Origin of the sequence: Rhodococcus sp. NPDC059179, assembly GCF_042754885.1 — a bacterium.
In the GTDB taxonomy this organism is placed as follows: Bacteria; Actinomycetota; Actinomycetes; order Mycobacteriales; family Mycobacteriaceae; genus Rhodococcus_G.
In genome coordinates, this window is sequence record NZ_JBHZBV010000002.1 from 331,841 (window position 1) to 358,003 (window position 26,163).

Annotated in this window: 28 protein-coding genes; 16 read left to right on the top strand and 12 right to left on the bottom strand. The window is 68.9% G+C overall.

Annotation, left to right across the window (positions count from 1 at the left end):
* The first annotated feature begins 134 nt into the window (after window positions 1-134).
* Window positions 135-533 (top strand): hypothetical protein, encoded by a 399-nt coding sequence (locus ACFXMV_RS06465; RefSeq protein WP_378498862.1) that lies wholly within the window; start codon window positions 135-137, stop codon window positions 531-533.
* Window positions 534-556: 23 nt separating this feature from the next.
* Here ACFXMV_RS06465 and ACFXMV_RS06470 read toward each other — a convergent pair whose 3' ends face one another.
* Window positions 557-1,768, bottom strand: a complete 1,212-nt coding sequence (locus tag ACFXMV_RS06470; protein WP_378498863.1) for an erythromycin esterase family protein — start codon at window positions 1,766-1,768, stop codon at window positions 557-559.
* Window positions 1,769-1,882: 114 nt separating this feature from the next.
* Between ACFXMV_RS06470 and ACFXMV_RS06475 the strand changes: the two genes are divergently transcribed.
* Window positions 1,883-2,587: a TioE family transcriptional regulator gene (locus ACFXMV_RS06475; RefSeq protein WP_378498864.1), complete on the top strand. Its 705-nt coding sequence runs from the start codon at window positions 1,883-1,885 to the stop codon at window positions 2,585-2,587.
* Here ACFXMV_RS06475 and ligD read toward each other — a convergent pair.
* On the bottom strand, window positions 2,584-4,494 hold the full coding sequence (gene ligD / locus ACFXMV_RS06480) for a non-homologous end-joining DNA ligase (RefSeq protein WP_378498865.1): 1,911 nt from the start codon (window positions 4,492-4,494) through the stop codon (window positions 2,584-2,586). The two genes, ACFXMV_RS06475 and ligD, sit on opposite strands and share 4 nt — an antisense overlap.
* Before the next feature lie 65 nt (window positions 4,495-4,559).
* On the opposite strand from ligD, the gene ACFXMV_RS06485 reads away from it, so the two are divergent.
* A complete protein-coding gene (locus ACFXMV_RS06485) occupies window positions 4,560-5,447 on the top strand; it encodes a Ku protein (RefSeq protein WP_378498866.1) in 888 nt (295 codons plus the stop codon).
* Window positions 5,448-5,469: 22 nt separating this feature from the next.
* Here ACFXMV_RS06485 and ACFXMV_RS06490 read toward each other — a convergent pair whose 3' ends face one another.
* Entirely contained in the window at window positions 5,470-5,937 is a 468-nt protein-coding gene (locus ACFXMV_RS06490; protein WP_378498867.1) for a DUF4334 domain-containing protein, read from the bottom strand.
* 25 nt (window positions 5,938-5,962) lie between these two features.
* Window positions 5,963-7,063 (bottom strand): NAD(P)-dependent alcohol dehydrogenase, encoded by a 1,101-nt coding sequence (locus tag ACFXMV_RS06495; RefSeq protein WP_378502776.1) that lies wholly within the window; start codon window positions 7,061-7,063, stop codon window positions 5,963-5,965.
* Between the two features lie 207 nt (window positions 7,064-7,270).
* Between ACFXMV_RS06495 and ACFXMV_RS06500 the strand changes: the two genes are divergently transcribed.
* From ACFXMV_RS06500 to ACFXMV_RS06525, 6 genes are all read left to right on the top strand, one after another.
* Window positions 7,271-7,504 carry a hypothetical protein gene (locus tag ACFXMV_RS06500; RefSeq protein WP_378498869.1) on the top strand — a complete coding sequence of 78 codons (234 nt, stop codon included), beginning with the start codon at window positions 7,271-7,273 and terminating at the stop codon, window positions 7,502-7,504.
* A gap of 3 nt (window positions 7,505-7,507) precedes the next feature.
* Complete coding sequence (gene frdA, locus ACFXMV_RS06505; protein WP_378498870.1) at window positions 7,508-9,265, top strand: fumarate reductase (quinol) flavoprotein subunit; 1,758 nt, start codon at window positions 7,508-7,510, stop codon at window positions 9,263-9,265.
* Window positions 9,266-9,271: 6 nt separating this feature from the next.
* A complete protein-coding gene (gene sdhB / locus ACFXMV_RS06510; RefSeq protein WP_378498871.1) occupies window positions 9,272-10,024 on the top strand; it encodes a succinate dehydrogenase iron-sulfur subunit in 753 nt (250 codons plus the stop codon).
* The gene (locus ACFXMV_RS06515; protein WP_378498872.1) at window positions 10,021-10,431 is read left to right on the top strand and encodes a fumarate reductase subunit C; all 411 of its coding nucleotides are present in this window, start codon (window positions 10,021-10,023) and stop codon (window positions 10,429-10,431) included. Before sdhB ends, ACFXMV_RS06515 begins: the two co-directional genes overlap by 4 nt.
* Window positions 10,428-10,802 carry a fumarate reductase subunit FrdD gene (gene frdD / locus ACFXMV_RS06520; protein ID WP_378498873.1) on the top strand — a complete coding sequence of 125 codons (375 nt, stop codon included), beginning with the start codon at window positions 10,428-10,430 and terminating at the stop codon, window positions 10,800-10,802. Before ACFXMV_RS06515 ends, frdD begins: the two co-directional genes overlap by 4 nt.
* A gap of 158 nt (window positions 10,803-10,960) precedes the next feature.
* Window positions 10,961-11,431 (top strand): hypothetical protein, encoded by a 471-nt coding sequence (locus ACFXMV_RS06525; RefSeq protein WP_378498874.1) that lies wholly within the window; start codon window positions 10,961-10,963, stop codon window positions 11,429-11,431.
* Between the two features lie 72 nt (window positions 11,432-11,503).
* On the opposite strand, the gene ACFXMV_RS06530 is transcribed toward ACFXMV_RS06525, so the two are convergent.
* From ACFXMV_RS06530 to ACFXMV_RS06560, 7 genes are all read right to left on the bottom strand, one after another.
* On the bottom strand, window positions 11,504-11,926 hold the full coding sequence (locus tag ACFXMV_RS06530) for a metal-sulfur cluster assembly factor (protein WP_378502777.1): 423 nt from the start codon (window positions 11,924-11,926) through the stop codon (window positions 11,504-11,506).
* The gene (sufU, locus tag ACFXMV_RS06535) at window positions 11,923-12,432 is read right to left on the bottom strand and encodes a Fe-S cluster assembly sulfur transfer protein SufU (protein WP_378499914.1); all 510 of its coding nucleotides are present in this window, start codon (window positions 12,430-12,432) and stop codon (window positions 11,923-11,925) included. The genes ACFXMV_RS06530 and sufU overlap by 4 nt, the downstream gene beginning before the upstream one ends.
* Before the next feature lie 3 nt (window positions 12,433-12,435).
* Window positions 12,436-13,731 (bottom strand): cysteine desulfurase, encoded by a 1,296-nt coding sequence (locus ACFXMV_RS06540; protein ID WP_378499913.1) that lies wholly within the window; start codon window positions 13,729-13,731, stop codon window positions 12,436-12,438.
* 4 nt (window positions 13,732-13,735) lie between these two features.
* The gene (sufC, locus tag ACFXMV_RS06545) at window positions 13,736-14,527 is read right to left on the bottom strand and encodes a Fe-S cluster assembly ATPase SufC (RefSeq protein ID WP_378499912.1); all 792 of its coding nucleotides are present in this window, start codon (window positions 14,525-14,527) and stop codon (window positions 13,736-13,738) included.
* 37 nt (window positions 14,528-14,564) lie between these two features.
* The gene (gene sufD / locus ACFXMV_RS06550) at window positions 14,565-15,764 is read right to left on the bottom strand and encodes a Fe-S cluster assembly protein SufD (protein ID WP_378499911.1); all 1,200 of its coding nucleotides are present in this window, start codon (window positions 15,762-15,764) and stop codon (window positions 14,565-14,567) included.
* Entirely contained in the window at window positions 15,764-17,221 is a 1,458-nt protein-coding gene (gene sufB / locus ACFXMV_RS06555; RefSeq protein ID WP_378499910.1) for a Fe-S cluster assembly protein SufB, read from the bottom strand. The genes sufD and sufB overlap by 1 nt, the downstream gene beginning before the upstream one ends.
* A 61-nt stretch (window positions 17,222-17,282) precedes the next feature.
* A complete protein-coding gene (locus ACFXMV_RS06560) occupies window positions 17,283-17,951 on the bottom strand; it encodes a helix-turn-helix transcriptional regulator (RefSeq protein ID WP_378499917.1) in 669 nt (222 codons plus the stop codon).
* Window positions 17,952-18,195: 244 nt separating this feature from the next.
* Here ACFXMV_RS06560 and mptB point away from each other — a divergent pair, with 244 nt between their 5' ends.
* From mptB to ACFXMV_RS06590, 6 genes are all read left to right on the top strand, one after another.
* A complete protein-coding gene (gene mptB, locus ACFXMV_RS06565; RefSeq protein WP_378499916.1) occupies window positions 18,196-19,857 on the top strand; it encodes a polyprenol phosphomannose-dependent alpha 1,6 mannosyltransferase MptB in 1,662 nt (553 codons plus the stop codon).
* Entirely contained in the window at window positions 19,854-20,798 is a 945-nt protein-coding gene (locus ACFXMV_RS06570) for an ABC transporter ATP-binding protein (protein WP_378499909.1), read from the top strand. Before mptB ends, ACFXMV_RS06570 begins: the two co-directional genes overlap by 4 nt.
* On the top strand, window positions 20,795-21,589 hold the full coding sequence (locus tag ACFXMV_RS06575; RefSeq protein ID WP_378502778.1) for an ABC transporter permease: 795 nt from the start codon (window positions 20,795-20,797) through the stop codon (window positions 21,587-21,589). Before ACFXMV_RS06570 ends, ACFXMV_RS06575 begins: the two co-directional genes overlap by 4 nt.
* 57 nt (window positions 21,590-21,646) lie before the next feature.
* The gene (locus tag ACFXMV_RS06580; protein WP_378502393.1) at window positions 21,647-23,107 is read left to right on the top strand and encodes a hypothetical protein; all 1,461 of its coding nucleotides are present in this window, start codon (window positions 21,647-21,649) and stop codon (window positions 23,105-23,107) included.
* Window positions 23,108-23,182: 75 nt separating this feature from the next.
* Entirely contained in the window at window positions 23,183-24,133 is a 951-nt protein-coding gene (locus ACFXMV_RS06585; RefSeq protein ID WP_378502382.1) for a heme A synthase, read from the top strand.
* Window positions 24,134-24,236: 103 nt separating this feature from the next.
* Complete coding sequence (locus ACFXMV_RS06590) at window positions 24,237-24,644, top strand: hypothetical protein (RefSeq protein ID WP_378502381.1); 408 nt, start codon at window positions 24,237-24,239, stop codon at window positions 24,642-24,644.
* 91 nt (window positions 24,645-24,735) lie between these two features.
* Here the strand turns inward: ACFXMV_RS06590 and ACFXMV_RS06595 are convergent, their stop codons facing one another.
* The gene (locus ACFXMV_RS06595; RefSeq protein ID WP_378502779.1) at window positions 24,736-25,101 is read right to left on the bottom strand and encodes a hypothetical protein; all 366 of its coding nucleotides are present in this window, start codon (window positions 25,099-25,101) and stop codon (window positions 24,736-24,738) included.
* A 33-nt stretch (window positions 25,102-25,134) separates the two neighbouring features.
* Between ACFXMV_RS06595 and ACFXMV_RS06600 the strand changes: the two genes are divergently transcribed.
* On the top strand, window positions 25,135-26,100 hold the full coding sequence (locus ACFXMV_RS06600; RefSeq protein WP_378501469.1) for a quinone oxidoreductase family protein: 966 nt from the start codon (window positions 25,135-25,137) through the stop codon (window positions 26,098-26,100).
* Window positions 26,101-26,163: the final 63 nt, after the last annotated feature.

Below are 26,163 nucleotides of genomic sequence, written 5' to 3' on the forward strand. Positions count from 1 at the left end.
CCCAAAACTAGCAAGCCTCCCCGACATGGTTGTGGCTGGAGCGGTTACGAGCAGGTGGGGAACCAGGTCGGCAGGCTTGCCGCCGGACCATCCGACTGAACCACGAGAACTCAGGGCTCGCGAAAGCGATCACTATGCAGAGAAACCGACACCGGGACAACGGGATTCTCGATGCCACCGATGCGATCGAATCAGGCACCAACCGGACGAGCACATATATCGTTTCCACGACGTCGCTCGGCGTCGAAACAGCACTAGCGGACAGGATCATCTTGAAGCGTTCAATCATCGTTGCGTTGGCCAGCGCAACCATCGCCCTCGGCACCGTGGCTTCGGCATCGGCCGCGCCCGTCAACCTCGAAAGTCCGGCTGATGTCGCCGATTCCGGCAGCAGCAACTTCTTCCACGCAGCCCCTGGCCAAAACTCCGGATCGACCGACCTCGCGAACGCTGTGGCCTTGGCTCCGTTTGATTTGCTGTGCAGGCTGCTCACCGGCGAGCCGCTGTTAGCCTGTATTCCAGACGATTTGTGACCAGTCGTTGAGAATCCCGTCGGCTACCAGTACTGATGCCGATTTCCGTCGGTGTCGGCGACGAAGATGACCGCGTCGGCGCCGTCCAAGTCTGCCGGGCCAAGCGGGATGTGACCGGGCACGATCGGTGTGCCAGCGCCGATCGACGGGTCGAGCGCGGCGCGCAGGGCCTGCGCCGGGAACAGGGCGCGTCGGGCCGTCGCCTCGGCCAGCACGCCCTGGAGCGTGCCCGGATCGCTGGCCGGGTTGGCATCGGTTGCGATGAACACATAGCGCTCGCCCAGGTCGAGCCCCACGATCGAGCCCGCGCTGCACCAGTTCACCTCACCCTTGCCGGCCTGCATGCTGGACGGCGCGCGCTGCAGGTGGACGTTGTGCGCGAACACCAGACTGGGCCCGCGTCGCTGCTCTTGCGCAACGATCGCGAGCAGGTTCTCGGCCATCATCTCGGCCCGCAGGCCGAGCAGGGTCCCGATGCGATCGGGCCCGGAAATGGCCATCGCGGCGTGATAGCGCAGCAGTCCCTTGGCCGTGCGCGCGTGCGCGAGGGCGTGGTCGTAGCCGGTCGGGTCGGCTGCCCGCAGGCCGGGCGCCGCCCGGCGCAACGCGCTGGCAAGGTCGTCGGCGACGATACGCAGGGCGCGAGCGCGATCGGAGTCGCCGATGGAGGCCTCGTACATGGCGGCCTGGTTGGTCCAGTCGGCATCGTCGCCGAGCAACGCCTCCAGATCGCGTGCCGACTCCGGCCGAAGCGGCGCGGGCAGGTAGCCCTCGACCGCGGACAGTGCAGGCCGCGGGCTCGGTATGTCGGTCTGATCGCCCGGTGAGTCGAAGCCGTGGAAGCGAACCCGATCCTGCGGCGCCCGGTCGGCATTGTGCGCGCGCAACCATTCGACGAGTTCGCGGTTGCCCGGGACGCCACCGAAGCGGTGGCTGAACCCGGTCGCGAGCACCGTATCGATATCCGCGCTCGCACCGTTGACGTAGTCGTCGACAACGGACGCCGCGAACATGTCGATCTCCAGCACGATCGACCGGTATCCCCGTTCGACGAGGTGGGCGAGGAGCTCGTTGCGCAGCAGCGGAAACGCCTCGATCCCGTGGGTCGGCTCGCCGAGCGCGAGCAGGGCAGGCGGCTCGGTCCGCGCGGCGAGCAGGTCGTCGACGGCACGGCCCAGGCTTGCCGGGTCGTCGAGTTGGCGGCCGATCTCACGCAGTGACGTGGCAGTAGACATGAACACCCCTTCCGGAATTGAACCGCTATCGACAGTATCGTTGAAGATTCGAGTGAGGGTTGAGCGGGATTTGCCTGGGTTGACAGAGCCAAAGTCTCAATCGGAGGTGCACCGGTGCGACCCATCGACCTCGCCAGGGAACACGGTTTGTCCGCCCAGGCGATCCGCAACTACGACGACGCGGGCATCCTCCCGCCGACCGAGCGCAGCGAGACCGGCTACCGGCGCTACACGGCCCTACACGCGCAGGCCCTGCGCGCCTTTCTCGCGTTGCGCGGTGGCCTCGGGCACCAGCAGGCGATGGGGATCATGCGCGCGACCAACCGCGGCGACACCGAGTCCGCCTACCGGCTCATCGACGCCGCGCACGTCGCGCTGCTCGCCGAACGCGACACCCGCACCGAGGTCGCCGCGGCCCTCGGCAGCCTGTCCGCCACGACACCGACCCCTGTCATCGGCCCACCGCTGACCGTGGGCGAACTCGCGCGCCGACTCGGCGTGCACCCGGCGACGCTGCGCACATGGGAGACCGAGGGCATCCTGCGCCCCGAACGCGACCGGGCAACGGGCTATCGCGAGTACGGGCCGGATTGCGTGCGCGACGCCGAGATCGCTCGGCAGCTGCGCCGGGGCGGCTACCCGCTGCGCCAGGTCGCCCAGTTCATCGAGTCGCTGCGCGAAGCGGGCGGGGCGGACGCGTTGACCGCCTTCCTCGACTCCTGGCAGGGGCGGCTGACCACACGCAGCCGCAACCTTCTCGCAGGCGCGGCCCAGCTCGATTCCTACCTCACCATGCTCGATCAGGCGCGGTGTGGCTAATCCTGTTTCGGCTCCGTCAGCTGGTCGGGGCTCTTATCCGGCCGCAGCCCGCGCCAGCTCGGGTGCCGAAGCCGTCCATCGCCGGTGAGCTCCGAGTACCGCACCTCCCCAACGAGTTCCGGACGCACCCAATGGGCGGTCCGCGCGTCCGCCGCGGGAACCGTGTCGTGGAACGGCGACACATCCACGGACGAGTCCCCCATCAGCGCTGCCAGCCGCGCCAGTGCGGCGTCGCTGAACCCTGTTCCGACCTTGCCCAGGTACCGGAGTCGTCCGGAACCGTCCGGCACACCGAGCAGCAGCGACCCGATGCCCTTGGACCGACGGCCCTCCCCCGGCTGCCAGCCACCCACCACCACCTCGAGGTCCGAGAAATGCTTGAGCTTGAGCCAGGACGCGGACCGACCGCCTCGGTAGGTCGAATCCCAGCGCTTGGCCACCAGCCCCTCCATGCGGGCCGTTCGACTGGACTCGAGAGCCTCGCCGAGGTCGGCCGGGGCCAGTGCGAGCACCCGCCAGGTTGCGTCGAAGTCCAGGCGGATCGCATCGAGCACCAGGCGCCGGTCCCGATACACCTTGGCGCGCAGGGATGTCCCGTCGAGCTGCAGGACATCGAAGATCTCCAGGAGCACCGGATTCTTTTCGGCCGCCGCCCGCACGTCGCGCGGCTTGGTCAGGCCCATCCGCTGCTGCAGCCGTCCGAAGCTGGGCGCGCCGTCGTCGCCCAGGACCACGACCTCCCCGTCCAGCACTCCCGAATGACCGTGCAGCCCTTCGGGAACGGTTAGCAGCTCGGGGTAGCCGGCGGTGAGGTCCAGCCCGTTGCGGCTGACCAGCCGCACGGTGGACAGCCCGCTGTCGGGGTCGTGGTCGAAGTGCACCAGGGCGCGGATGCCGTCCAACTTCGGCTCCAGGGCCCACACCTCGGGATCGGCCCGCGTGGCGAAGTCTTCGACGGTCGCAGCGGACGCCAGCATCGGCGTGAACTCGTCGGAGGTGGCGCCGCGGGATCGCCGGGAGGCACCCGTCCGCTCGGGTTCCGGCGCGGGCGGAATCCCGGGCTGCGCAGCGCCTGCGATGCGCTCGAGCACCTCACGGAAGTCCAACTGCCGCAGCCCCGGACCGGTCAGCTCCTCCCAGGTTCGCGGGGCAGCCACGTTCGGCTCGGCGGTGCCTCGGAGTGAGTACGGCGACACCGTCGTCTTCGACGCCGAGTTCTGGCTCCAGTCCACGAACACCTTTCCTGCCCGCTCGGCCCTGGCCATCCTGGAGATCACCGACTTCGGCGTCTCCCGTTCCAGTTCGACGGCGATCTTCTTCGCCAGCTCCACACACCGCGCCGCCGTCCACCCCTCCCCGACCCCCGCGTAGAGGTGTATTCCCTTGCTGCCGCTGGTCACCGGCAGCGCGCCGAGACCCCGGTCCGCGAGCCGATCGCGAACCCGCAGTGCCACCTCGGCGCACTCCTCGAGGGTCACGCCCGGACCAGGGTCGAGGTCGATCACCAACCGATCCGGGTCCATCGGCTCGCCACCCGCACCGAATCTCCATTGCGGTACATGGAACTCGAGCGAGCCCGACTGCGCGAAGTACACCAGCGCCGCCAGATCGTCCACGATCGGATAGGTGATCGTCTTGGAGGTGTGCGTCATGGTCCGGCGATCCACCCAGTCCGGGGTCGACGCGTCGACGTTCTTCTGGAAGAACGGCGTCGCGGACGTCCCGTCCGGCCAGCGCTTTCTCGTCACGGGACGGCCGGCGAGCAGCGGCACCATCAGCGGACCGACCGTGGTGAAGTACTGCAGGACCTCCGCCTTGGTGGTGCCCGTCGCGGGGTAGAGAACCTTGTCCAGATTGGTCAGGGACAGGCGCTTTCCCTCCACCATCACCGCGGTGTTGTGAGTCATCTTCCGCCCACCCAGTTTCGGGTACATCCCTGGCCTGATCCCGTTCTGTGCACCATCATGGTTTCATGCGGTCTATTTGGAAAGGCTCCATCGCGTTCGGGCTCGTGAACGTCCCGGTGAAGGTCTACACCGCGACCGAGGACCATGACATCAAGTTCCATCAGGTCCACGGCGCCGATGGCGGCCGCATCAAATACCACCGGGTCTGCTCGGAATGCGGCAAAACCATCCAGTTCGCCGACATCGACAAGGCGTACCAATCCGAGGACGGCACGCAGGTGATCCTCACCGACGAGGACTTCGACGAACTGCCCGCCGCCGAGAAGCACGAGATCCCGGTCCTTCAGTTCGTGCCCTCCGAACAGATCGATCCGATCCTGTTCGAGAAGAGCTACTACCTGGAGCCGGACTCCGCCTCACCCAAGGCGTACCAACTGCTCGCCTCGACCCTGCGGGACAGCGACCGCACCGCGCTGGTGCACTTCACGCTGCGCCAGCGCACCCGGCTCGCCGCCCTCCGGGTGCGCGACGGCGTGCTGGTGATCCAGACGCTGCTCTGGCCCGACGAGGTGCGGGCGGCCGAGTTCGACACCCTCGACAAGGCGACCGCTCCGACGGACAAGGAACTGACGATGGCAAAGTCGTTGGTGGAGTCCATGTCCGAGGACTTCGAGCCCGACTCGTACACCGACGAGTACCAGATCCAGCTGCAGAAGATGCTCGACGAGGCGATCAAGAACGGCGGCAAGAAGGTCACCCCGCCGGAGGAGGTCACCGCGCACAGGGAGGACGCCGAGGTGGTGGACCTCGTCGCCGCACTGCAGCGCAGCGTCGACGCGGCGAAGTCGGGCAAGGCCACGACGGCGGAGGAATCCCCGAAGGCCAAGCCCGCGAAGAAGGCCGCGGCCAAGAAGGCACCGGCCAAACGGGCCCCCGCCAGGAAGACCGGCTAGCTCGGCTCGTCCCGCATCAGTATCAGCTTGATTCGTCCCTCATCAGGGCGAAGTAGAAGTGCTCACCGCCGTCGAGCACCGCCTTGCCGTTCATGATGCCCATCAGGGTCCGCTCGTCGACACGCTTGAAATGGTCGAAGACCGGCATCCCGTCGTAGATCATCGTCGCGGTGCACTCGCCCCGGAACTCGACCATCCACAGGCTCGCCTCGCCCTTGCCTGCCTCGAGGTCGGAGTACAGGACGCCGTCCGCCCCGAGGCACAGCATCGGTTGCACATCGAATCGCGATCCGAAGTTCTTGCCGTACCAACCGGACTTGGCGAGCAGTCGGCCGGTGCGATGACCCGTCTGGAAGCCGCTCCCCCGCCACCGGCCCGACAGCTCGTCGATGTGCACGGTCGGCAGGGCGGCCCACACCTCGTCGAGGGCGCGCGGGTCCACGGGTCCCTCGCTCTCGAGCAGTTCAAAGAACCTCGGCTGACCGGTCACGGCTTTTCCTTCGTCGAGCGGCTTTTCAGAAGGTGAGCACCGGCTTGACCACGGCACCGCTCGCCGCCGCGGCGAGAGCCGCCCCGATCTCCTGGAACGGGAGCGTCGTGATCATCTGGTCGAAGGGGAACCGGCCGGCCCGCCACAGCTCGATCAGCTCGGGAATGAACGTCTGCGGGTCGACGTCGCCCTCGATCACGCCGGTGACGCTGCGCCCCATCAGCAGGCTCGACTGGTCGAGCATGACCGGATTGCGTTGCCCCCGCAGCCCGACGGTGGCGCAGCTGCCGGGCGAGCGGAGCGTCGACACCGCCAGGTTCAGCACCTCCTCGGTGCTGACGGTGTCCACGCTGTGGTCGGCGCCGCCGCCGGTGAGTCCCCGCAGTTCGCGGCCGATCCCCTGGGTCGCGCTGTCCAGCGCGGCGGTGGCGCCGAGCCGCAGCGCCAGCTCCCGGCGACCCGGCACCGGGTCGACCACGACGATCGCCGAGCACCCGGCGACGACCGCGGCCAGCACCGAACCCAACCCGACCGCCCCCGCACCGAAGACGATCACCGAGGACCCCGGCCGGGGCCGCAGCACCCGCAGCAGCGCGCCTGCGCCGGTCTGGATGCCGCAGCCGAGCGGCCCGAGCAGCGCGAGCGGGAGGTCGGCCGGAACCTTGACCGCGCCCGCGGCGCTCGCGACGGCATGCGTCGCGAACGAGGACTGCCCGAACCAGCCGCCGTGCACGTCCTCGGATCCGGAGCGCAGGGTGGTGCTGCCGTCGCGCCGACGCCCCGAGTAGTTGAGCTCCGCGAAATGCGTGCAGTACGCGGGATGACCGGCGATGCAGTTTCGGCAGGCCCGGCACGACGCGAAGCTGAGCACGACGTGGTCGCCGGGGCGGAGCGCGTCGACACCGGGGCCGACCGACTCGACCACACCGGCGCCCTCGTGACCGAGAACCGCGGGCAACGGGAAGGGCACAGCCCCCGCGGCAGCCGTCAGGTCGGTGTGACAGATGCCGACGCCCGCCATCCGGACCAGGATCTCCTGGTCCCGCAGGACACCGGGCTGGATCTGCCTGATCTCGACGGGTTCGCCGTACGCCGTGAGAACCGCTGCGCTCGCCGGATGATCCAACTGCCTTCCCCCCGTCCGTGATGCGAATTTTGGTTAACTTACCTGGGCACAGTAGACCGAGTCCCCCGCTCGACGGAATCCGCCAAGGGCGAATCGGCGTATCGTTCCCTGTGAACTAGATCACACAGCTTGTTGGCGCCTGGCCCGACGATCCGGCCGAGGAGACCGAACGTCGGTGTGGCCGTCCGCCGAACACGGAGGTGGGCGATGGTCAGTACGAGTTCACCGTTCGCCGCCGAGAAGGCCCCCTGCGGGCACCTCGAAGCCGGGCGACGACACCAGGAGAACGACGACGAGGGCCTGCGCATCGACGACCGCACCTACGCGTGCGGGTGCCGCGTGATTCGCCACGAGTACCACGACGGTTCCGTCCGCATCAAGACGATTCGGCATGACGGCAAGGTCCTGACCGATGAGCACAGCGGCAACCACGAGGCCTGAGCGATGACCGCCTTCCACTCAGTCGTCATCGTGGGCGGTGGCGGTGCCGGACTGCGCGCGGCCATCGCCATCGCGGAGAGCGATCCGACTCTGAGCGTGGCGATCGTGTCGAAGGTCTACCCGATGCGCAGCCACACGGTGTCCGCGGAGGGTGGCGCCGCCGCGGTCGTCGCAGCTGACGACACCCTGGACGAGCACGCCTACGACACGGTGTCGGGCAGCGATTGGCTCGCCGACCAGGACGCCGTCGAGGCCTTCATCGCGGAGGCCCCGAAAGAGCTACTCCGGCTGGAGCATTGGGGTTGCCCCTGGAGCAGGCAACCGGACGGGCACATTGCGGTTCGCGCGTTCGGCGGCATGAAGAACAAGCGCACCTGGTTCGCCGCAGACAAGACCGGGTTTCACCTGCTGCACACGCTCTTTCAGACGGCGCTGTCCTACTCGGACATCGTCCGATACGACGAGTGGTTCGCCACCACGCTGCTGGTCGACGACGGCCGGGTGCGTGGTGTGGTGGCCATCGAACTGGCGACCGGACGGATCGAGACGATCCTGGCCGACGCCGTCATCGTCTGCACCGGGGGCTGCGGCCGGGTCTTCCCGTTCACCACGAACGCCACCATCAAGACCGGCGACGGGATGGCGTTGGCCTACCGGGCGGGTGCCGGGCTGAAGGACATGGAGTTCGTCCAGTACCACCCGACCGGACTGCCCTTCACCGGCATCCTGATCACCGAGGCCGCCCGCGCCGAGGGCGGTTGGCTGATCAACAAGGACGGCTACCGCTACCTGCAGGACTACGACCTCGGCACACCCACACCGGGACCGGTCCTCCGGAGCATGGAGCTGGGGCCACGCGACCGGCTCTCCCAGGCCTTCGTGCACGAGCAGGAGAAGGGCCGGACGATCGACACCCCCGACGGGCCGATCGTCCATCTGGACCTGCGGCACCTCGGCGCCGAGCTCATCGACGCCAAGCTGCCGTTCGTGCGCGAGCTCTGCGCGAGTTACCAAAACATCGACCCGGTCCACGAACTCGTCCCGGTGCGCCCGGTCGTGCACTACATGATGGGCGGGATCCACACCGACATCCACGGCGCCACCGACATGGCGGGCCTGTACGCCGCGGGCGAGGTCGCCTGCGTCAGCATCAACGGGGCCAACCGGCTCGGCTCGAACTCGCTGCCGGAACTGCTGGTGTTCGGCGCGCGGGCCGGGCAGGCCGCGGCGGCGCACGTGCGGGAGTCCGGCGGATCCGGCCCCACCGCGGCGCTCGAGGCGCAGGGACGCGACGAAAAGCGCAGGCTCGAACGCGAACTCGCCCGCCACGACGGCGCGGGCGGCCACAAGCCCGAGCGGATCGCCGACATCCGAACCGGTATGCAGGAAGCGATGGAGGCCGGTGCGGGCATCTATCGGGACGAGGGCACCCTCCGGACCGCGATCGACAGGATCCGGGAGTTGCAGCAGCGCTACGCCTACGCCGTCATCGACGACCACAGCCGGACCTTCAACACCGAGCTGATCGCCACCCTGGAACTTTCGGGAATGTTGGATGTCGCCGAGTGCATCGTCGGCAGCGCCCTGCGACGGCAGGAGTCCCGTGGTGCTCATCAGCGCACCGACTTCCCTGGCCGCGACGACGAGAACTACCTGGCGCATTCGCTGATTCACCGGCAGCCGGGCGGCGAGCACCGCGTCTCGTACCTGCCGGTGACGATCACCCGCTGGCCCCCCGGCCGACGGGTCTACGGGAGGTGAGCTGTGATGCCCGACCACGACACGATCGACGTCGAGGTCACGCGCTACCGGCCTGAGCAGGAGGACTCGCCTGCGCCACAGTGCTATCGGGTACCGCTGCGCAAGGAGTGGACGATCCTCGACGGACTCAACCACATCAAGGACCGGCTGGACGGCACGCTGTCCTACCGATGGTCCTGCCGAATGGGCATCTGCGGCAGCTGCGGCATGACCGTCAACGGCGAGCCCAGGCTGGCGTGCTCGACGTTCCTGACCGACTACGCCCCCGGATCGATCCGGGTCGAGCCGATGCGGAACTTCCCGGTGATCCGCGACCTCGTCGTCGACATCACCGACTTCATGGCGAAGCTGCCCAAGGTCAAGCCCTGGCTGATCCGCTCGGAGGACGCCGAACAACCCGATGACGGCGAGTACCTGCAGACACCGGAGCAGATGGAGGCCTATCAGCGGTACAGCATGTGCATCAACTGCATGCTCTGCTACTCGGCCTGCCCGGTGTACGCGCTCGAACCCACCTTCCTCGGCCCCGCCGCCATCGCGTTGGGTCAGCGCTACAACCTGGACTCGCGGGACGAGGGCGCCGAGGACCGTCGCGATGTGCTCGCCTCCGCGGAGGGCGCCTGGGCCTGCACCCTCGTCGGCGAGTGCAGCGTCGCGTGCCCCAAGGGCGTCGATCCCGCCGGCGCGATCCAGCGCTACAAGCTGACCGCGGCCACGCGCTCACTCAAGGAGTTCCTGCTGCCCAGGGGCGCACGATGACCTCCGCAGGCACAGGCACCGTTCCGGTCCGCCCCTACCGGCAGCCGGTCCCCCGGCTGTGGTGGCTGCGGCGCAGGTCGTACCTGCTGTTCATGTTGCGCGAGCTGTCCTGCGTCTTCATAGCGTGGTTCGTGGTCTTCCTGCTGATGCTGGTCGACGCCGTCGGCTCCGGCCCAGGGGCCTACCGGGACTTCCTCGACTGGAGCGCCCGCCCGTGGGTGATCACGCTCAACGTCCTTGCGCTTGCCTTCGTGCTGCTGCACGCGGTGACGTGGTTCAACCTGGCGCCCAAGGCGATGGTGGTCCGACTGCGCGGTCGGCAGATCCCGCCGGTCGCGGTGGCCGGGGCGCACTACGCGCTGTGGGCCGTGTGCTCGGCGATCGCGGCCTGGGTGATCCTGCGATGACGACCGCGCACCGGAGGGGTCGCGGCGGGGCAACCGCCGAGCCGCTGGCGTGGCTGCTGTTCAGTGCGGGCGGGATGGTCGCCGCACTGTTGATTCCCGTGCTGTTGCTGTTGTTCGGCGTCGCGATCCCGCTCGGCGCGGTCGCCGCACCCGAGTACGACCACCTGCACGCGGTGCTGCGTCACCCGCTGACGGTGGTGGTGCTGATAGGCCTCTGCGCGCTGGCACTGCTGCACGCGGCGCACCGATTCCGCTTCACCCTCCAGCACGGACTGCGGCTCGCCCGCGGCAGGGGCGTCATCGCCGTGTTCTGCTACGGCGGCGCGGCAGCGGCGTCGATTGTGGCCGCGTATCTGCTGATCAGAGGCTGAGTGGTCGCGGCATCGCGGTCCCGGCCCCATACCTTTCCGGCCTTCCACGTAACGAATTGTCGGTTTCTTTCGATATCCGGGTGTCGGCGTCCCCGATCGACTCGGCGCCCCGGCATGCTCTGGAACCGTTGATTTCGTCAAACAGGGGAGAAACGCATATGAACGGCAAGACCTTTCGACGCATGGCGACCACGGCCATCGTCTCGGCCGCAGTCGCGGGGGGCCTCGCGGCCGGCGCGGGATCGGCAGCGGCGCAGACGGTGGAAGTTCCCATGAGCACCTGCTTCGGCCTGAGCCCGTACATCGTCGACCAGCCCTACATCGCCAGCCGGGCATTCTTCTATCAGGACGGGCCGGGCACCGGCACCGTCACCCTCGCCGACGTGTCGAGCGTGGTGGGGTTCTTCGCGGGGCCGTACCTGTCCGACGCCCGGCTCGACTGGCACAACAAGACGACCGGGGCCAGGGGCACGCTCGCGGGCACCACACCGATCGCGCTCGGCAACGCGGTCAACCTCCGGATGAACAGCGGCCCCGGCGAGGTCGAGATCACCAGGAGCGCGGTCAACCGCAACGCGCTGTGGGCCATTCCCACCACGGCCTGCACCGGAACGGTGCGCGTCAACTGATCCAGTAGTGACCACAAGGAAAGGCGCCGGACCCAATTCAACGGGTCCGGCGCCTTTTTCTGTGCGATCGGGTCAGACGGTGAAGCCGAGTGCGCGGAGCTGATCGCGGCCGTCCTCGGTGATCTTGTCCGGGCCCCACGGCGGCATCCAGACCCAGTTGATCTTCAGGTCGTTGACGAGGCCGCTCTTGACCAGCGCGCCGCGCGCCTGCTCCTCGATGACATCGGTCAGCGGGCAGGCCGCGGAGGTCAGGGTCATGTCGACGGTGGCCACGTCCTCGGCGTCGACGCTGATGCCGTAGACGAGTCCGAGGTCGACCACGTTGATCCCGAGCTCGGGGTCGACCACGTCGCGCATCGCCTCCTCGAGTTCGTCCACCACGGCCTGCTGGTCCGGGGTCAGCTCAACCACGGCCTGCTCCTCGACGGCGGGGGCCTGCGCCTCCGCGACGGCCTGGACCTCGGTGGACTCGGCGGTTGCCTGGGTCTCGGTCATGATGTCGATCCTCCGGTCTGGACCGGCACAACGGTGCCGATGACATTCTTTGTCGGCGCAACGTCGGCGCCGTCAACTATTTGAACAACGGCATCCTTGAATGCCATCCATCCCAGCAACGCGCACTTCACGCGGGCCGGGTACTTCGAGACGCCTGCGAAGGCGATTCCGTCGCCCAGAACGTCTTCGTCGCCTTCGATGTTGCCGCGGCTGGTGATCATCTCGTCGAACGAGTCCACCGTCGCGAGGGCGTCCAGCACGCTCAGCCCGACCACCTGATCGGTGAGCACCGACGTCGACGCCTGGCTGATCGAGCAGCCCTGACCGTCGTACGAGATGTCCGCCACCCGGCCGTCCTCGGTCAACGCCACCCGCAGCGTCACCTCGTCGCCGCAGGTCGGGTTGACGTGATGCACCTCGGCACCGAACGGCTCCCGTAACCCCCGGCCGTGCGGATGCTTGTAGTGATCCAGGATGACCTCCTGGTACATCTGCTCCATCCGCATGGTCTACGACGCCCCGTCGATCGAGTCGTCGGTACCACCCGGCGAGGGGTGCGTACCGAAGAAGTCCTGCGCCCGACGGATCGCCGCCGCCAGCGCGTACACCTCGTCGACGGTGTTGTACACCGCGAACGACGCGCGCGCGGTCGCCGCGACACCGAAATGCCGATGCAGCGGCCAGGCGCAGTGGTGCCCGACCCGGATCGCGATGCCCTCGTCGTCGAGAATCTGGCCGAGGTCGTGCGCGTGGATGCCGTCCACCACGAACGACACAGCGCCGCCCCGGTTCTCGGGGGTGGCCGGACCGATGATCCGTACCCCCTCGATGGCACTGAGCTGTTCGAGCGCCAGTGCCGTCAGCTCGTGCTCGTGCGCCGCGACCGAGTCCATGCCGAGCTCGTTCAGGTAGTGCACGGCCGCCCCGAGCGCGACGACCTGCGAGGTCATCGGCACGCCCGCCTCGAAACGCTGCGGCGGCGGCGCGTACGTGGTCGCCTCCATGGTGACGGTCTCGATCATCGAGCCGCCGGTGATGAACGGCGGCATCGACGCGAGCAGCTCACGCTTGCCGTAGAGCACGCCGACGCCGGACGGCCCGAGCATCTTGTGCCCGGAGAACGCCGCGTAGTCCACGTCGAGCGCATGGAAGTCGACCGGCATGTGCGGAACCGACTGGCACGCGTCGAGCACGACCAGCGCGCCGACCGCCCTGGCCCGGCGGACCAGCTCGGCCACCGGCGCCACGGCACCCGTCACGTTGGACTGGTGCGTGAACGCCACGACCTTCACCGCGTCGGTCAGCTCCAGCGACTCGAGGTCGATCCGACCGTCCTCGGTCACCCCGTACCAGCGCAGCGTCGCGCCGGTACGCCGGGCGAGCTCCTGCCACGGCACCAGGTTCGCGTGGTGCTCGAGCTCGGTGATCACGATCTCGTCGCCTGCGCCGAGATGCCGATCGAAGCGCGCATCGCCGAGCACGTAGGTCACCAGGTTCAGCGCCTCGGTGGCGTTCTTGGTGAACGTCAGCTCGTCCGCGTCCGCCCCGACGAAGTCGGCGATCGCCGCGCGCGCACCCTCGTACGCGTCGGTCGCCTCCTCCGCGAGCTGGTGTGCCCCGCGGTGCACGGCGGCGTTGCAGGTGGTGAGGAACTCCCGTTCGGCGTCGAGCACCTGGACGGGACGCTGCGAGGTCGCCCCGGAATCCAGGTACACCAACGGTTTACCGTCGCGCACCGTGCGGCCGAGGATCGGGAAGTCCTTCCGGATCCTGGTGATGTCGAGTTCCCGCACCGAGGTGGTCATGGAACTAGGCTCCTGTCGCTGCAGCCTGCGTGAATCGGACGTAGCCGTTCTCCTCGAGCTCGTCTGCGAGCTCCGCGCCACCCGACTCGACGATCTGGCCGCCGACGAAGACGTGCACGAACTCCGGCGTGATGTACCGCAGGATCCGGGTGTAGTGGGTGATCAGCAGGACGCCGCCGTGCTCGCGCTCCTTGTAGCGGTTCACGCCCTCGGACACGATGCGCAGCGCGTCGACGTCGAGCCCGGAGTCGGTCTCGTCGAGGATCGCGATCTTCGGCTTGAGCAGGCCGAGCTGCAGGATCTCGTGGCGCTTCTTCTCGCCGCCGGAGAAGCCCTCGTTGACGCTCCGCTCGCTGAACGCCGGGTCGATCTCGAGCTCGGTCAGGGATTCCTTGACCTCCTTGACCCAGTGCCGGAGCTTGGGTGCCTCGCCGCGGACCGCGGTCGCCGCGGTGCGCAGGAAGTTCGACATCGACACGCCGGGCACCTCGACCGGGTACTGCATGGCCAGGAACAGGCCGGCGCGGGCGCGCTCGTCCACGCTCATCTCCAGCACGTTCTCACCGTTGAGGGTGATGCTGCCGGAGGTCACCACGTACTTGGGGTGGCCGGCGATGGCGTAGGAGAGCGTCGACTTGCCGGAGCCGTTGGGGCCCATGATCGCGTGCGTCTCCCCCGAGCGGACCGTGAGGTTCACGCCCTTGAGGATGTTGATCGGCTCGGCGTTCTCGTCGGTGGTCGCGACGTTGACGTGCAGATCCTTGATTTCGAGAACCGAGTTTTCAGGGGTGGTCATTCAAATTCCTTTGAGAAGTGTTGTGTCGGCGGCGATGTCAGACGCCGACCGCGGCGAGCTCGACCTCGATGGCGGCTTCGAGGCGCTCGCGCACCTCAGGGACGGCAATGCGGTTGATGATCTCGTGGAAGAAACCGCGGACCACCAGGCGACGGGCCTGGTTCTCCGGGATACCCCGCGAGCGCAGGTAGAACAGCTGCTCGTCGTCGAACCGGCCGGTGGCGCTGGCGTGGCCCGCGCCGACGATCTCGCCGGTCTCGATCTCGAGGTTCGGCACCGAGTCGGCGCGCGCGCCGTCGGTGAGCACCAGGTTCCGGTTGAGTTCGAAAGTGTCGGTGCCCTCGGCCTCGGCTCGGATCAGCACGTCGCCGACCCACACGGTGTGCGCGTCCGGCTTGCCCGAGTGGGGGTCACCCTGGAGCGCGCCCTTGTAGACGACGTTCGACTTGCAGTGCGGCTGAGAGTGATCCACCAGCAGGCGCTGCTCGAAGAACTGGCCCGCGTCGGCGAAGTACAGGCCGAGCAGCTCGGCGTCGCCGCCGGGCCCGTCGTACTTGACCGTCGGGGTCAGCCGCACCAGGTCGCCGCCCAGGCTCACCGAGGTGTACCGGAGCACGGCGTCGCGGCCGAGCCGCGAGTGGTGCGCCGCGACGTGGACGGCGTCGTCGGCCCAGTCCTGCACCGAGACCACGGTCAGCTTGGCGCTGTCGCCGATCACGAACTCGACGTTCTCCGCGTAGGTGCCGCTGCCGCGCTGGTCGAGGACCACGGTGGCCTTGGAGAACGCCTCGAGCCGGACCTGGATGTGTCCGAAGGCGACCTGGTCAACGCCGGGCCCGGTGACCACGATGTTGACCGCCTCGGTCGGCTCCTGCTCCTTGCCGACGGTCACGACGGTCGCCGACTCGAAGCCCGAGTACGCCTGAGCGGCGACCCGGTCGGCCGGCACGCCCGCCTGACCGAGGCGGGCATCGTCGCGCCCGACCGTCTCGACGGTGACGCCGTCGCCCGCCGCAACCTCGACGGTCGCGGAGCCGGAGCGGACCGCGGTGCCGTCGTGCAGGCCTCGCAGCCGGCGCAGCGGGGTGAACCGCCACACCTCGTCGCGTCCCGCGGGAACCTCGAAGGCGTTGACGTCGAACGAGGTGAACACCTCGCCCTTATTGGTGGCAGGAACGATGTTCTCACCGGCGACGGCGGCCTTGACGCCGGTCGTCGCCTCGCTTGCGTTGGCCACTAACCCACGGCCCCTTCCATCTGCAGTTCGATCAGGCGGTTGAGCTCGAGGGCGTATTCCATCGGCAGCTCCTTGGCGATGGGCTCGACGAACCCGCGCACCACCATGGCCATCGCCTCGTCCTCGGTGAGGCCGCGGCTCATCAGGTAGAACAGCTGGTCTTCGCTGACCTTCGACACGGTCGCCTCGTGGCCCATCGACACGTCGTCCTCGCGGATGTCCACGTAGGGGTAGGTGTCGGAGCGGCTGATCTGGTCGACCAGCAGCGCGTCACACTTGACGGTCGACTTCGACCCGTGCGCGCCCTTGTTGACCTGCACCAGTCCGCGGTACGAGGCGCGGCCGCCGCCGCGGGCCACCGACTTGCTGACGATGGTCGAGGAGGTGTGCGGTGCCAGGTGCAGCATCTTCGCGCCGGTGTCCTGGTGCTGTCCCTCGCCGGCGAACGCGACGGAGAGCACCTCGCCGCGGGCGTGCTCGCCCATCATCCACACGGCCGGGTACTTCATGGTGACCTTGGAACCGATGTTGCCGTCGATCCACTCCATCGAACCGCCCGCGTCCACCTTGGTGCGCTTGGTCACGAGGTTGTAGACGTTGTTCGACCAGTTCTGGATCGTGGTGTAGCGGCAGTGGCCGCCCTTCTTCACGATGATCTCGACGACCGCGGAGTGCAGCGAGTCGGACTTGTAGATCGGCGCGGTGCAGCCCTCGACGTAGTGCACCGAGGCGCCCTCGTCGACGATGATCAGCGTCCGCTCGAACTGGCCCATGTTCTCGGTGTTGATCCGGAAGTAGGCCTGCAGCGGGATGTCCACGTGCACGCCCGGCGGCACGTAGATGAAGGAGCCACCCGACCACACCGCGGTGTTCAGCGCGGAGAACTTGTTGTCGCCCGCCGGGATGACCGAACCGAAGTACTCCTTGAACAGCTCCGGGTGCTGCTTGAGCCCGGTGTCGGTGTCCAGGAAGATCACGCCCTGCTTCTCGAGGTCCTCGCGGATCGAGTGGTAGACGACCTCGGACTCGTACTGAGCCGCGACGCCTGCGACCAGGCGCTGCTTCTCCGCCTCGGGGATGCCGAGCCGGTCGTAGGTGTTCTTGATGTCCTCGGGCAGATCCTCCCAGGACTCGGCCTGCTTCTCGCTCGACCGCACGAAGTACTTGATGTTGTCGAAGTGGATGCCCTCGAGGTTGGAGCCCCAGTGCGGCATCGGCTTCTTGTCGAAGGTCTTGAGGGCCTTGAGCCGGATGTCGAGCATCCACTCGGGCTCGCTCTTCTTCGCAGAGATGTCCCGCACGACGGCCTCGGACAGTCCGCGCTGCGCGCTGGCCCCCGCCGCGTCGGAATCAGACCAGCCGTAGCCGTAATGGCCGAGCGAGGCGATGGCCTCATCCTGGGTCAGGGCTGGCGACTTCTCCGTGCTGCCGGCTGCCTGATCTTGGGTGACTGTCATGCGAGCTCCTTCCGGAGTCTTGTGCGTGCCGGTGCGGGCTGGGCATCGGCGTGGGTGGTGCTTACTTCGAGGATGCGTTCGATTGGTCGGGTGGGGCGATAGGTATGTGGGTGGTGCAGGCGCAGTCACCGTTCGCGATCGTCGCCAGGCGCTGCACGTGGGTGCCGAGCAGCTCGGCGAAGGCCTGCGTCTCCGCCTCACACAGCTCGGGGAACTCCGACGCGACGTGCGAGACCGGGCAGTGATGCTGACAGATCTGGAAGCCGTTGCCGACGGGCCGGGTGGTCGCCGCGAAACCCGCCGAAGTGAACGCGTCCGCGATGGCGTCGGCGGTGTGCTCCACCTCGCCGGGGGCGTGCTCGACGACCGGATCGATGTCGGCGACGATCGTCTGCACGCGACGACGCGCGAACTCGACGATCGCCTCCTCGCCGCCGACCTCGCGGAGATGCCGCATCGCCGCACCGGCGAGATCGTCGTAGGAGTGGCCGAGACGCGAACGGCCCGCGGCGGTCAGCTGAAACTGCTTGGCCGGGCGGCCGCGGCCCTTGTGCTGCCAGCTCGCCGCGGTCGAGGACCTCGCCTCGCCCGCGTCGATCAAGGCCTCCAAGTGACGTCGGACACCCGCGGCGCTCAGACCGAGCTTCGAGCCGATTTCGGGGGCCGTGATCGGGCCCTGCTCGAGGAGGAGTTGGACGACGGCGGCCCTGGTATGCCCGTCCTGGCTCACCACGGTGGCGGTTGGCGCACCACTGAGTGCAGGCGAAACAGGTGCATGACCTGCGCCTTCACTCCGTGCGTCCCGAGCCGGTGCCGATTTCACAACACAAGTGTGACGGAATTATCGGGCCCGGTCCACCAAGGGTGCCCTGCATTACACAGCTACGCTGCCCCATGTGCCGCAGACCGATGACGCACCGGACTCCGGTGACACCACCAGCGCTGGCCAGGCGCCCCGATTCCGCGAACGGACGGTGACGCTCGCCAAACGGGCACTCGGCATCGACGGTCCGCACCACGGTTTCGAGGTCTCGAGCCTGCACGGCGACGAGGCGGAGGCCCCCGGCCTCAACCCGCGCGAGACCGGCCAACTGCGCGGGATCAGGCGGTTCGGCGCGACCGGCGCGGTGCTGATGGCGATCGGCGCGCTGGGGGCGGGAGCCCAGCCGGTGCTGCAGAACCCGGTTCAGGGCCTGCGGATCCTCGGCCTGCCCGCCCGGCTCGGCGCGACCGCCCTCACCCTGACGATGACCGGCAGCGTGATGGTGGTCCTGGCCTGGCTGCTGCTCGGCCGGTTCGCGATCGGCCGCTACCGCAGCGACGGCGCAGCACCACGGCGCCTGACCCGTTCCCAGCTGGACCGCACCCTGTTGCTGTGGGTGATTCCGCTCACCATCGCGCCACCGATGTTCAGCAAGGACGTCTACTCCTATCTCGCGCAGAGCGAGATCACCGCGCGCGGGCTCGACCCCTACGCGATAGGCCCCGCCCAGGCGCTCGGCGTCGATCACGTCCTGACCAGGACCGTGCCGACGATCTGGCGCGACACTCCGGCCCCCTACGGACCGCTCTTCCTCTGGATCGGCAAGGGCATCTCCGCGCTGACCGGTGAGAACATCGTCGCAGGCGTCTTCCTGCACCGGCTGCTCGCGCTCGCGGGCGTCGCCCTGATCGTCTGGGCGCTGCCCCGGCTGGCCCGCCGCTGCGGCGTCGCCAGCGTCACCGCGCTCTGGCTCGGCGCCGCGAACCCGCTCCTGCTGTTCCACCTGGTAGCGGGTATCCACAACGAGGCGCTGATGCTCGGCCTGATGCTGGCAGGCATGGAACTGGCCCTGCGCGCGATCGAGAGCGCCGACCCGATCCGGGGCCAGAACCTGATGTATCTCGTGGCCGGGTCAGGGGTGATCGCGCTGTCCGCGACGGTGAAGATCCCGTCGCTGCTCGCGCTGGGGTTCATCGGGATGGCGCTGGCTCGGCGCTGGGGCGGCACCGTCAGATCCGTGCTGGCCGCCGCCGGACTGTTGGCGGCGGTGACCGCGGTCGTCGTCCTCGCGGTAAGCCTGGCCAGCGGCCTCGGCTTCGGCTGGCTCTCGCCTGGCACGCTCGGCACCGCGAACGAGGTCCGCAGCTGGATGTCGTTGCCGACGCTGCTCGGGCTCGGCACCGGCCTGGCCGGGGTGTTCCTCGGCCTCGGTGACCACACCACCGCCGTACTCAACCTGACCCGACCGATCGCCTCTCTCGCGGCCGCGTTCGTCGCGCTGCGGATGCTCATAGCGGTGCTCGTGGGGCGCGTGCACCCGGTCGGCGCGCTCGGTGTGTCCCTCGGCGTGCTGGTGCTGCTATTCCCTGTGGTCCAGCCCTGGTACCTGCTGTGGGCGGTCATCCCGTTGGCCGCCTGGGCCACCCGGCCCGTCTTCCGCATCCCCGCCATCGCCTTCTCCTCGGCGGTCAGCCTGATCGTGATGCCCAACGGCGGCGAGTATCAGCCGTTCATGATCGTGCAGGCCGCCATCGCCACCATCGCCGTGGTCGGAATCGCCATGTTCATCACGCGCGATCGACTGCCGTGGCGGGCAGGCGCCGGGGCACCGACCGGTACCCGGTCGGCTGACGAATACGCTGGCACCCCGTGAGCTCTTCCGCGTCCGACACGGCGCCTCCTGTTCTCCGGCTCGACGGCGTGGTGAAGACCTTCGGCAGCGTCGCGGCCGTCGACGGACTGGACCTGTCCCTGCACCGCGGCGAGGTGCTGGCCCTGCTCGGACCCAACGGTGCGGGCAAGACCACCACCGTGGAGATGTGCGAGGGCTTCCAGCGCCCGGACAGCGGGACCGTGCGGGTATTCGACCTCGACCCGATCGCAGACTCCGGCGCGGTGCGTTCGCGCATCGGCGTCATGCTGCAGGGCGGCGGCGCCTACCCGGGATCCCGGGCAGGCGAGATGCTCAACCTGGTGGCCGCGTACTCGGCCGATCCGCTCGACCCCGACTGGCTGCTGCGGACCCTCGGCCTCGCCGACGCGGCCCGCACGCCATACCGCAGGCTCTCCGGCGGCCAGCAGCAGCGCCTCGCGCTGGCCTGCGCGCTCGTCGGCCGCCCCGAGCTGGTGTTCCTCGACGAGCCGACCGCGGGACTGGACGCCCAGGCCCGGCTGCTGGTCTGGGAGCTGATCGACGCGCTGCGCCGGGACGGCGTCGCGGTGCTGCTCACCACGCACCTGATGGACGAGGCGGAGGCGCTGGCCGACCGGCTGATCATCATCGACCACGGCCGGATCGTCGCGGAGGGCACGCCGACCGAGCTGACCCGGCACGGTTCGGCCGGACAGCTCCGGTTCCTGGCGCCCGAGCGCCTGGACCTGAGCGGGTTGCGCGCCGCACTGCCCGCGGGATTCACCCCGCGCGAGGTCTCCCCCGGCTCCTATCTCGTCGAGGGCATCGTCGACCCGAAGGTGCTGGCGACGGTGACCGCGTGGTGCGCCGAACTCGACGTTCTCGCCACCGAACTGCGGGTCGATCAACGCAGGCTCGAGGACGTCTTCCTCGACCTGACCGGACGGGATCTGAGGGGTTGAACGTGCAAGACCGGCTCGCCGACAACAGGTTCGAGGCGGGGACCTTCCGGCCCGACCCGCAACCGAACGCACCGCTGCCGATGCTCGCCGCCCAGACCCGGCTCGAGCTGAAGCTGCTCCTGCGCAACGGTGAACAACTGCTGCTCACCATGTTCATCCCGATCACCCTCCTGATCGGGCTGTGCCTGCTGCCGGTCGGCGACCTCGGCGATCCGCGTGTCGACACCGTGCTGCCCGCCGTGATGATGGTCGCCATCATGTCGACCGCGTTCACCGGCCAGGCCATCGCCGTCGGATTCGACCGCCGCTACGGCGCCCTCAAACGGCTCGGCGCGACCCCGCTGCCGCGCTGGGGAATCATCGCGGGCAAGAGCGCCGCGGTGATCATCGTGGTCGCCCTGCAGTCACTCCTCCTTGGCGGCATCGGATTCGCGCTCGGCTGGCGGCCCGACCTCACCGGACTGCTGCTCGGCGCGATCATCATCGCGCTGGGGACCGTCACCTTCGCCGCCCTCGGGCTGCTGCTCGGCGGCACTCTCAGGGCGGAGATCGTGCTCGCCCTGGCGAACGTTCTCTGGTTCGTCATGGCAGGCGTCGGCTCCGTCGTGTTCGCGGGCGACTCGATCCCCGGACCGCTGCACACGGCCGCTCGCCTGATCCCATCCGGCGCTCTCGCCGAGGCCCTCCAGCAGGCGATCGGCGGCTCGATCGACCTGTTCGCGGTCGCGGTTCTGGCGGTCTGGGGTGCGGTCGCGGCGTGGCTCGCGACCCGGCTGTTCAAGTTCACCTAATTCGAATCACCGGCGAAACGTATTTTTTCTCGGTGTGAAGCGGCAGTATTCGGAGCCGTGCCGAAAACACTCCGCGCCCTCGCCTCACTTGCCGCCGTCTCCGCGATCACCCTCGGCGGCGGCCTCGCCTCCGCGCAGCCCGCCTGGGGACCGCTCGCGCCGCCCAACCCGTTCCTCGGGCCGGTGGGTACCTCGACCATGCACGGCGACGCCGGATCCTCGGACGCCACCCCCCTGGCCGGCCCAGGGTCGGGCGACGTCGGGGTCACCGGCATCCCTCTGCTGTCGGCGTGCCCCACGCTGCTGCAGGGCTCCGACGGACGAGTGCTCGCGCTCTGCACCGCCATCGCAGGCCAGACCCCGACCGTGCACCTGTTCGACGCCGACGTCACGAAGTCCGTGGCATCGCTGAAGCTGGCCAAGGGCAGCCTGCTCGGCGGGGTGTACGCGTTCCTGGACAACCAGAACCGGCTCGTCGCGGTCGACGGCGACCGGAAGCTACAGCGAATCGGCCACACCGCCAACACGCTGTTCGTCGACTCCACCGTCGACCTGTCCGGCGCGGTCCCTGCCGATGACGCGGTCACCGGACTGGTTCCCGACTGGGCGGGCAACATCTGGTTCGCCACCGGCGGCGGAGTGATCGGCGCCGTCGACTCCGCAGGCGTAGCCAGGACCGTCCGCGTGCCGGCGGGCGAGCAGGTGCAGAACAGCATCTCCAGCTCCCCCGACGGCGTGTCCGTGGCGACGACGCATGCGTTGTACCAACTCTCCCTCGCCTCGGACGGGACGCCCCGGATCGACTGGCGACAGGCCTACGACCGCGGATCGGCGCGGAAGCCCGGGCAGCTCAGCTGGGGAACCGGCTCCACGCCGACCTACTTCGGCCCCGCAACGGGGCACGAGTACGTCGCGATCGTCGACAGCGCGGACACCCGGGTGAACCTGATCGTGCGCCGCGTGAGCACCGGTGAGCAGGTGTGTCAGATCCCCGTGCTCGCGTCGGGCGGTCCTGGCAGCGAGAACTCCCCCATCGGGATCGGGAACTCGGTGTTCGTGGCGAGTACGTACGGCTACCCGTATCCGAAAGTGCCCGAGGGTGCCGGACCGGCCGTGCCTGCCAGTGCCCCGTTCACCGGCGGCATGACCCGCGTCGATCTGGACGGATCCGGCTGCCACGTCGTGTGGGACAACGCGGTGCGCAGCTCGGCGGTGCCGCACCTGTCGACCGCCGACGGCCTGATCTACACGGTCCTGCGTGAGGGCGCCCCGACGACCACCCCGCTTGACGGTTTCGCGTTCGCGGCGATCGACCCGGCGACTGGCGCGGTGCTCCGCAAGTCGAGCATGGGCATCACCGCGGCGAATGACACCCTGCAGATGTCCGCGCTGATCACCCCGCGCGGCGACTATCTGCAGGGCACCATCACCGGCGTGCAGCGGGTCCGGGCAGGCGGCGGACTCGGCAGCCTGGGCAGTGTCGGCAGTCTGGGGAGTTCGGGAAGTTCGGGAAGCTGATCGGCAGCCCCAACGACACGGCGGCGGGCCGCCCCGACTACACCGTGTAGTTGACCGGGCTCTACCATCGAACGCGTGCTGTATCGAGGGTTCCTGAGCCTGGTCAACCGTCTGCCGCTCCCCTCCTTGGCGGTGCAGAAGTGGATCGCGGTCGCGGTGATCGTGACCCAGGGCGGCATCGCCGTCACCGGCGCCGTCGTGCGGGTGACCGCGTCCGGCCTCGGCTGCACCACCTGGCCGCAGTGCCACCCGGGCAGCTTCGTGCCCACCGCGTCGTCGACCGCGCCGTGGTTCCACCAGGCCATCGAGTTCGGCAACCGCCTGCTCACGTTCCTGGTGGTGGCCACGGCGGCGGCCGTCGTGCTCGCGGTGACCCGCGCCGCCCGCCGTCGCGAGGTGCTCTTCTACGCGTGGCTGATGCCGCTCTCCACCGTCGCGCAGGCGGTGATCGGCGGCATCACCGTGCTGACCGGGCTGCTGTGGTGGACCGTCGCGGTGCACCTGCTGGTGTCGATGGCGATGGTCTGGCTCGCGGTGATCCTGTTCCACAAGATCGACCAGCCCGACGACGGCACCGAGGTGACCACGCTGCCCAAGCAGCTCCGGTGGCTGACCGCCCTGTCCGGCGTGGCGCTGGCGGGGACGCTCGTCGCCGGGACCATGGTGACGGGCGCGGGCCCACACGCGGGCGACAAGAACCCCGAGCGCACGGTGGAGCGGCTCGACCTCGACATCACCAACCTGGTGCACCTGCACGCCGAGATGCTGGTCGCCTACCTCGCGCTGCTGGTCGGCCTCGGCTTCGGGCTGTACGCGGTCGGCGCGCGGGCCGCGGTGACCCTGCGACTGAAGGTGGTCGTCGCGCTCGTCGTCGCGCAGGCGGGCGTCGGACTGATCCAGTTCTGGACCCACGTCCCCGCCGCGTTGGTCACGTTCCACGTCGCGCTGGCCGCGGCCTGCACCGCCGCCACCGCCGCGCTGTACGCCTCCGGCCGGGTCCGTGAGCTCGCCCCGGCCGAGCGATGAAATCGAGATTCCGCTAGCTCACGGCCGAAGGAACGACGACGCGGCGAAGCAATGGACCCGATGGAGTGCCCGAGGGGATGCGTCGCGGGTACCGTCCATCCGCATGAGCGCATCCAGAACAGTCAGACGCGTCCTTGTCGCCGGCGCATTGTCCGTCTCGACCGTCGGTTTGCTGGCGGTCGGCCCGGCGGCGGCTGCGCCAAATACCATTCCGTTCCAGGTCAGTCCCTATATCCCGCTGACCAGCCTGCCCTCTCCTAGGCTCGCCGCGACAGTGGGCGAACAACCGGGCGTCGCCACCTTGAGTGTGCTCAGGACTCCCGAGTCCGGAAACCCACACCGCGCGGTCGTCCATTGGGTCAGCCTCGCCACCGGCGCATCAGGGTCCGCGGCGTTTCCGACATTGAACGCCGCGCCCGTGACCATTCATCCGGGCACAGGTCAGGTTATTGCGTTCGTCGACCCACAGGCGATCGCGTCGCCGGGCTTCGGGACCTTCTTCGTTCCCTGATGAGGCATGGTCTTGCCCGGTGACAGTCCTCGACGACGCGCGGGCACCCCGGTCCATGACCGGGGTGCCCGCGTTCGTTGTCTGGCCTTGCTCAGCCGAGGCCGTTGCGCGCCTTCGGGAAGTGCGTCTGGTTCGCCACCCAGCCGGCCATCTTCCGCCAGTGCCCGACCCGCGGGGTGACGATGCTGGTGATGGCCCGCTCCCACTCGGAGACGGTCACGTTGTCCACCGCGGCCACCACGGCGTTCGCGGTGGCGAGGTCGTCGACCACCTGATCGCCGAGGACGCCGTCGGCGCCGACGAGGGTGATCCGCACGCCGTCCAGGCCGACCGGCTGGATCACCGCGGAGGCCGAACCGCCGTGCTCGGCAACGAACTTCTTCACCGCGGACACGGTCCGCGGGGGCAGCGATACGGCCGGTGCGGTCGCGCCGGAGTCCTGGGTCTCGACAGTCATGGAGTCAGAATACCGAAGTGCAAAAATGAGGTCATGCGCGCAATCACCGTGACCGAGTTCGGCGGCCCCGACGTCCTCCGTGTGTCCGAGATTCCCGACCCCGTCCCGGGCGACGCGGACCTGGTCGTCCACACGGACGCGATCGGCGTCAACTACATCGACACCTACTACCGCACCGGCGCCTACGCGGTCGACCTGCCCTACGTTCCCGGGCTCGAGGGCAGCGGCGTCGTCGAATCGGTCGGTTCCGCCGTCTCCGGGGTCCGGGTCGGCGACCGGGTGGCGTGGTCATCGGCGTCGGGCAGCTACGCGGAGCGGGTCGTGGTGCCCGCCGCGGTCGCGGTTCCCGTGCCGGAGGGCGTCGGCGCCCCCGAGGCCGCCTCGGTGCTCCTGCAGGGCATGACGGCGCACTACCTGATGAACTCGGTGTACTACGTCGAGCCCGGCGACACCGTCCTGGTGCACGCGGGCGCGGGCGGGGTGGGCCTGGTGCTTACGCAGCTCGCGGTCGCCAGGGGCGCGCGCGTGATCACCACGGTGTCTTCGGACGAGAAGGAACTGCTGTCCCGTGAGGCCGGCGCCTCGGAGGTGCTGCGCTACAGCGACGACCTCGCACAGCAGGTTCGCGCACTCACCGACGGGGAGGGCGTGGCTGCGGCGTTCGACGGTGTCGGCGCGGACACCTTCGAGGCCAGCCTGGCGTCGGTCCGGATACGCGGAACCCTCGCACTGTTCGGCGCGGCCAGCGGTCCGGTGCCGCCGTTCGACCCGCAGCGCCTGAACGCGGCGGGCTCGCTGTTCCTGACCCGCCCCACCCTCGGCCACTACACCCGCGACCGCGACGAGCTGCTGTGGCGCTCGGGCGAGGTGTTCGAGGCGATCAGGGACGGTTCCCTGAAGATCCGGGTCGGGGCGCAGTACCCGCTCAAGCAGGCGGGGCGGGCGCACCGGGATCTGGAGGGCCGGAAGACCACGGGCTCGATCGTGCTGATCCCCTAGGCGCGTAGGTCACAGGCCAGCCGTCGGCGCACACCTTTTGACAGCGTCGCACCCCTTTGGGCC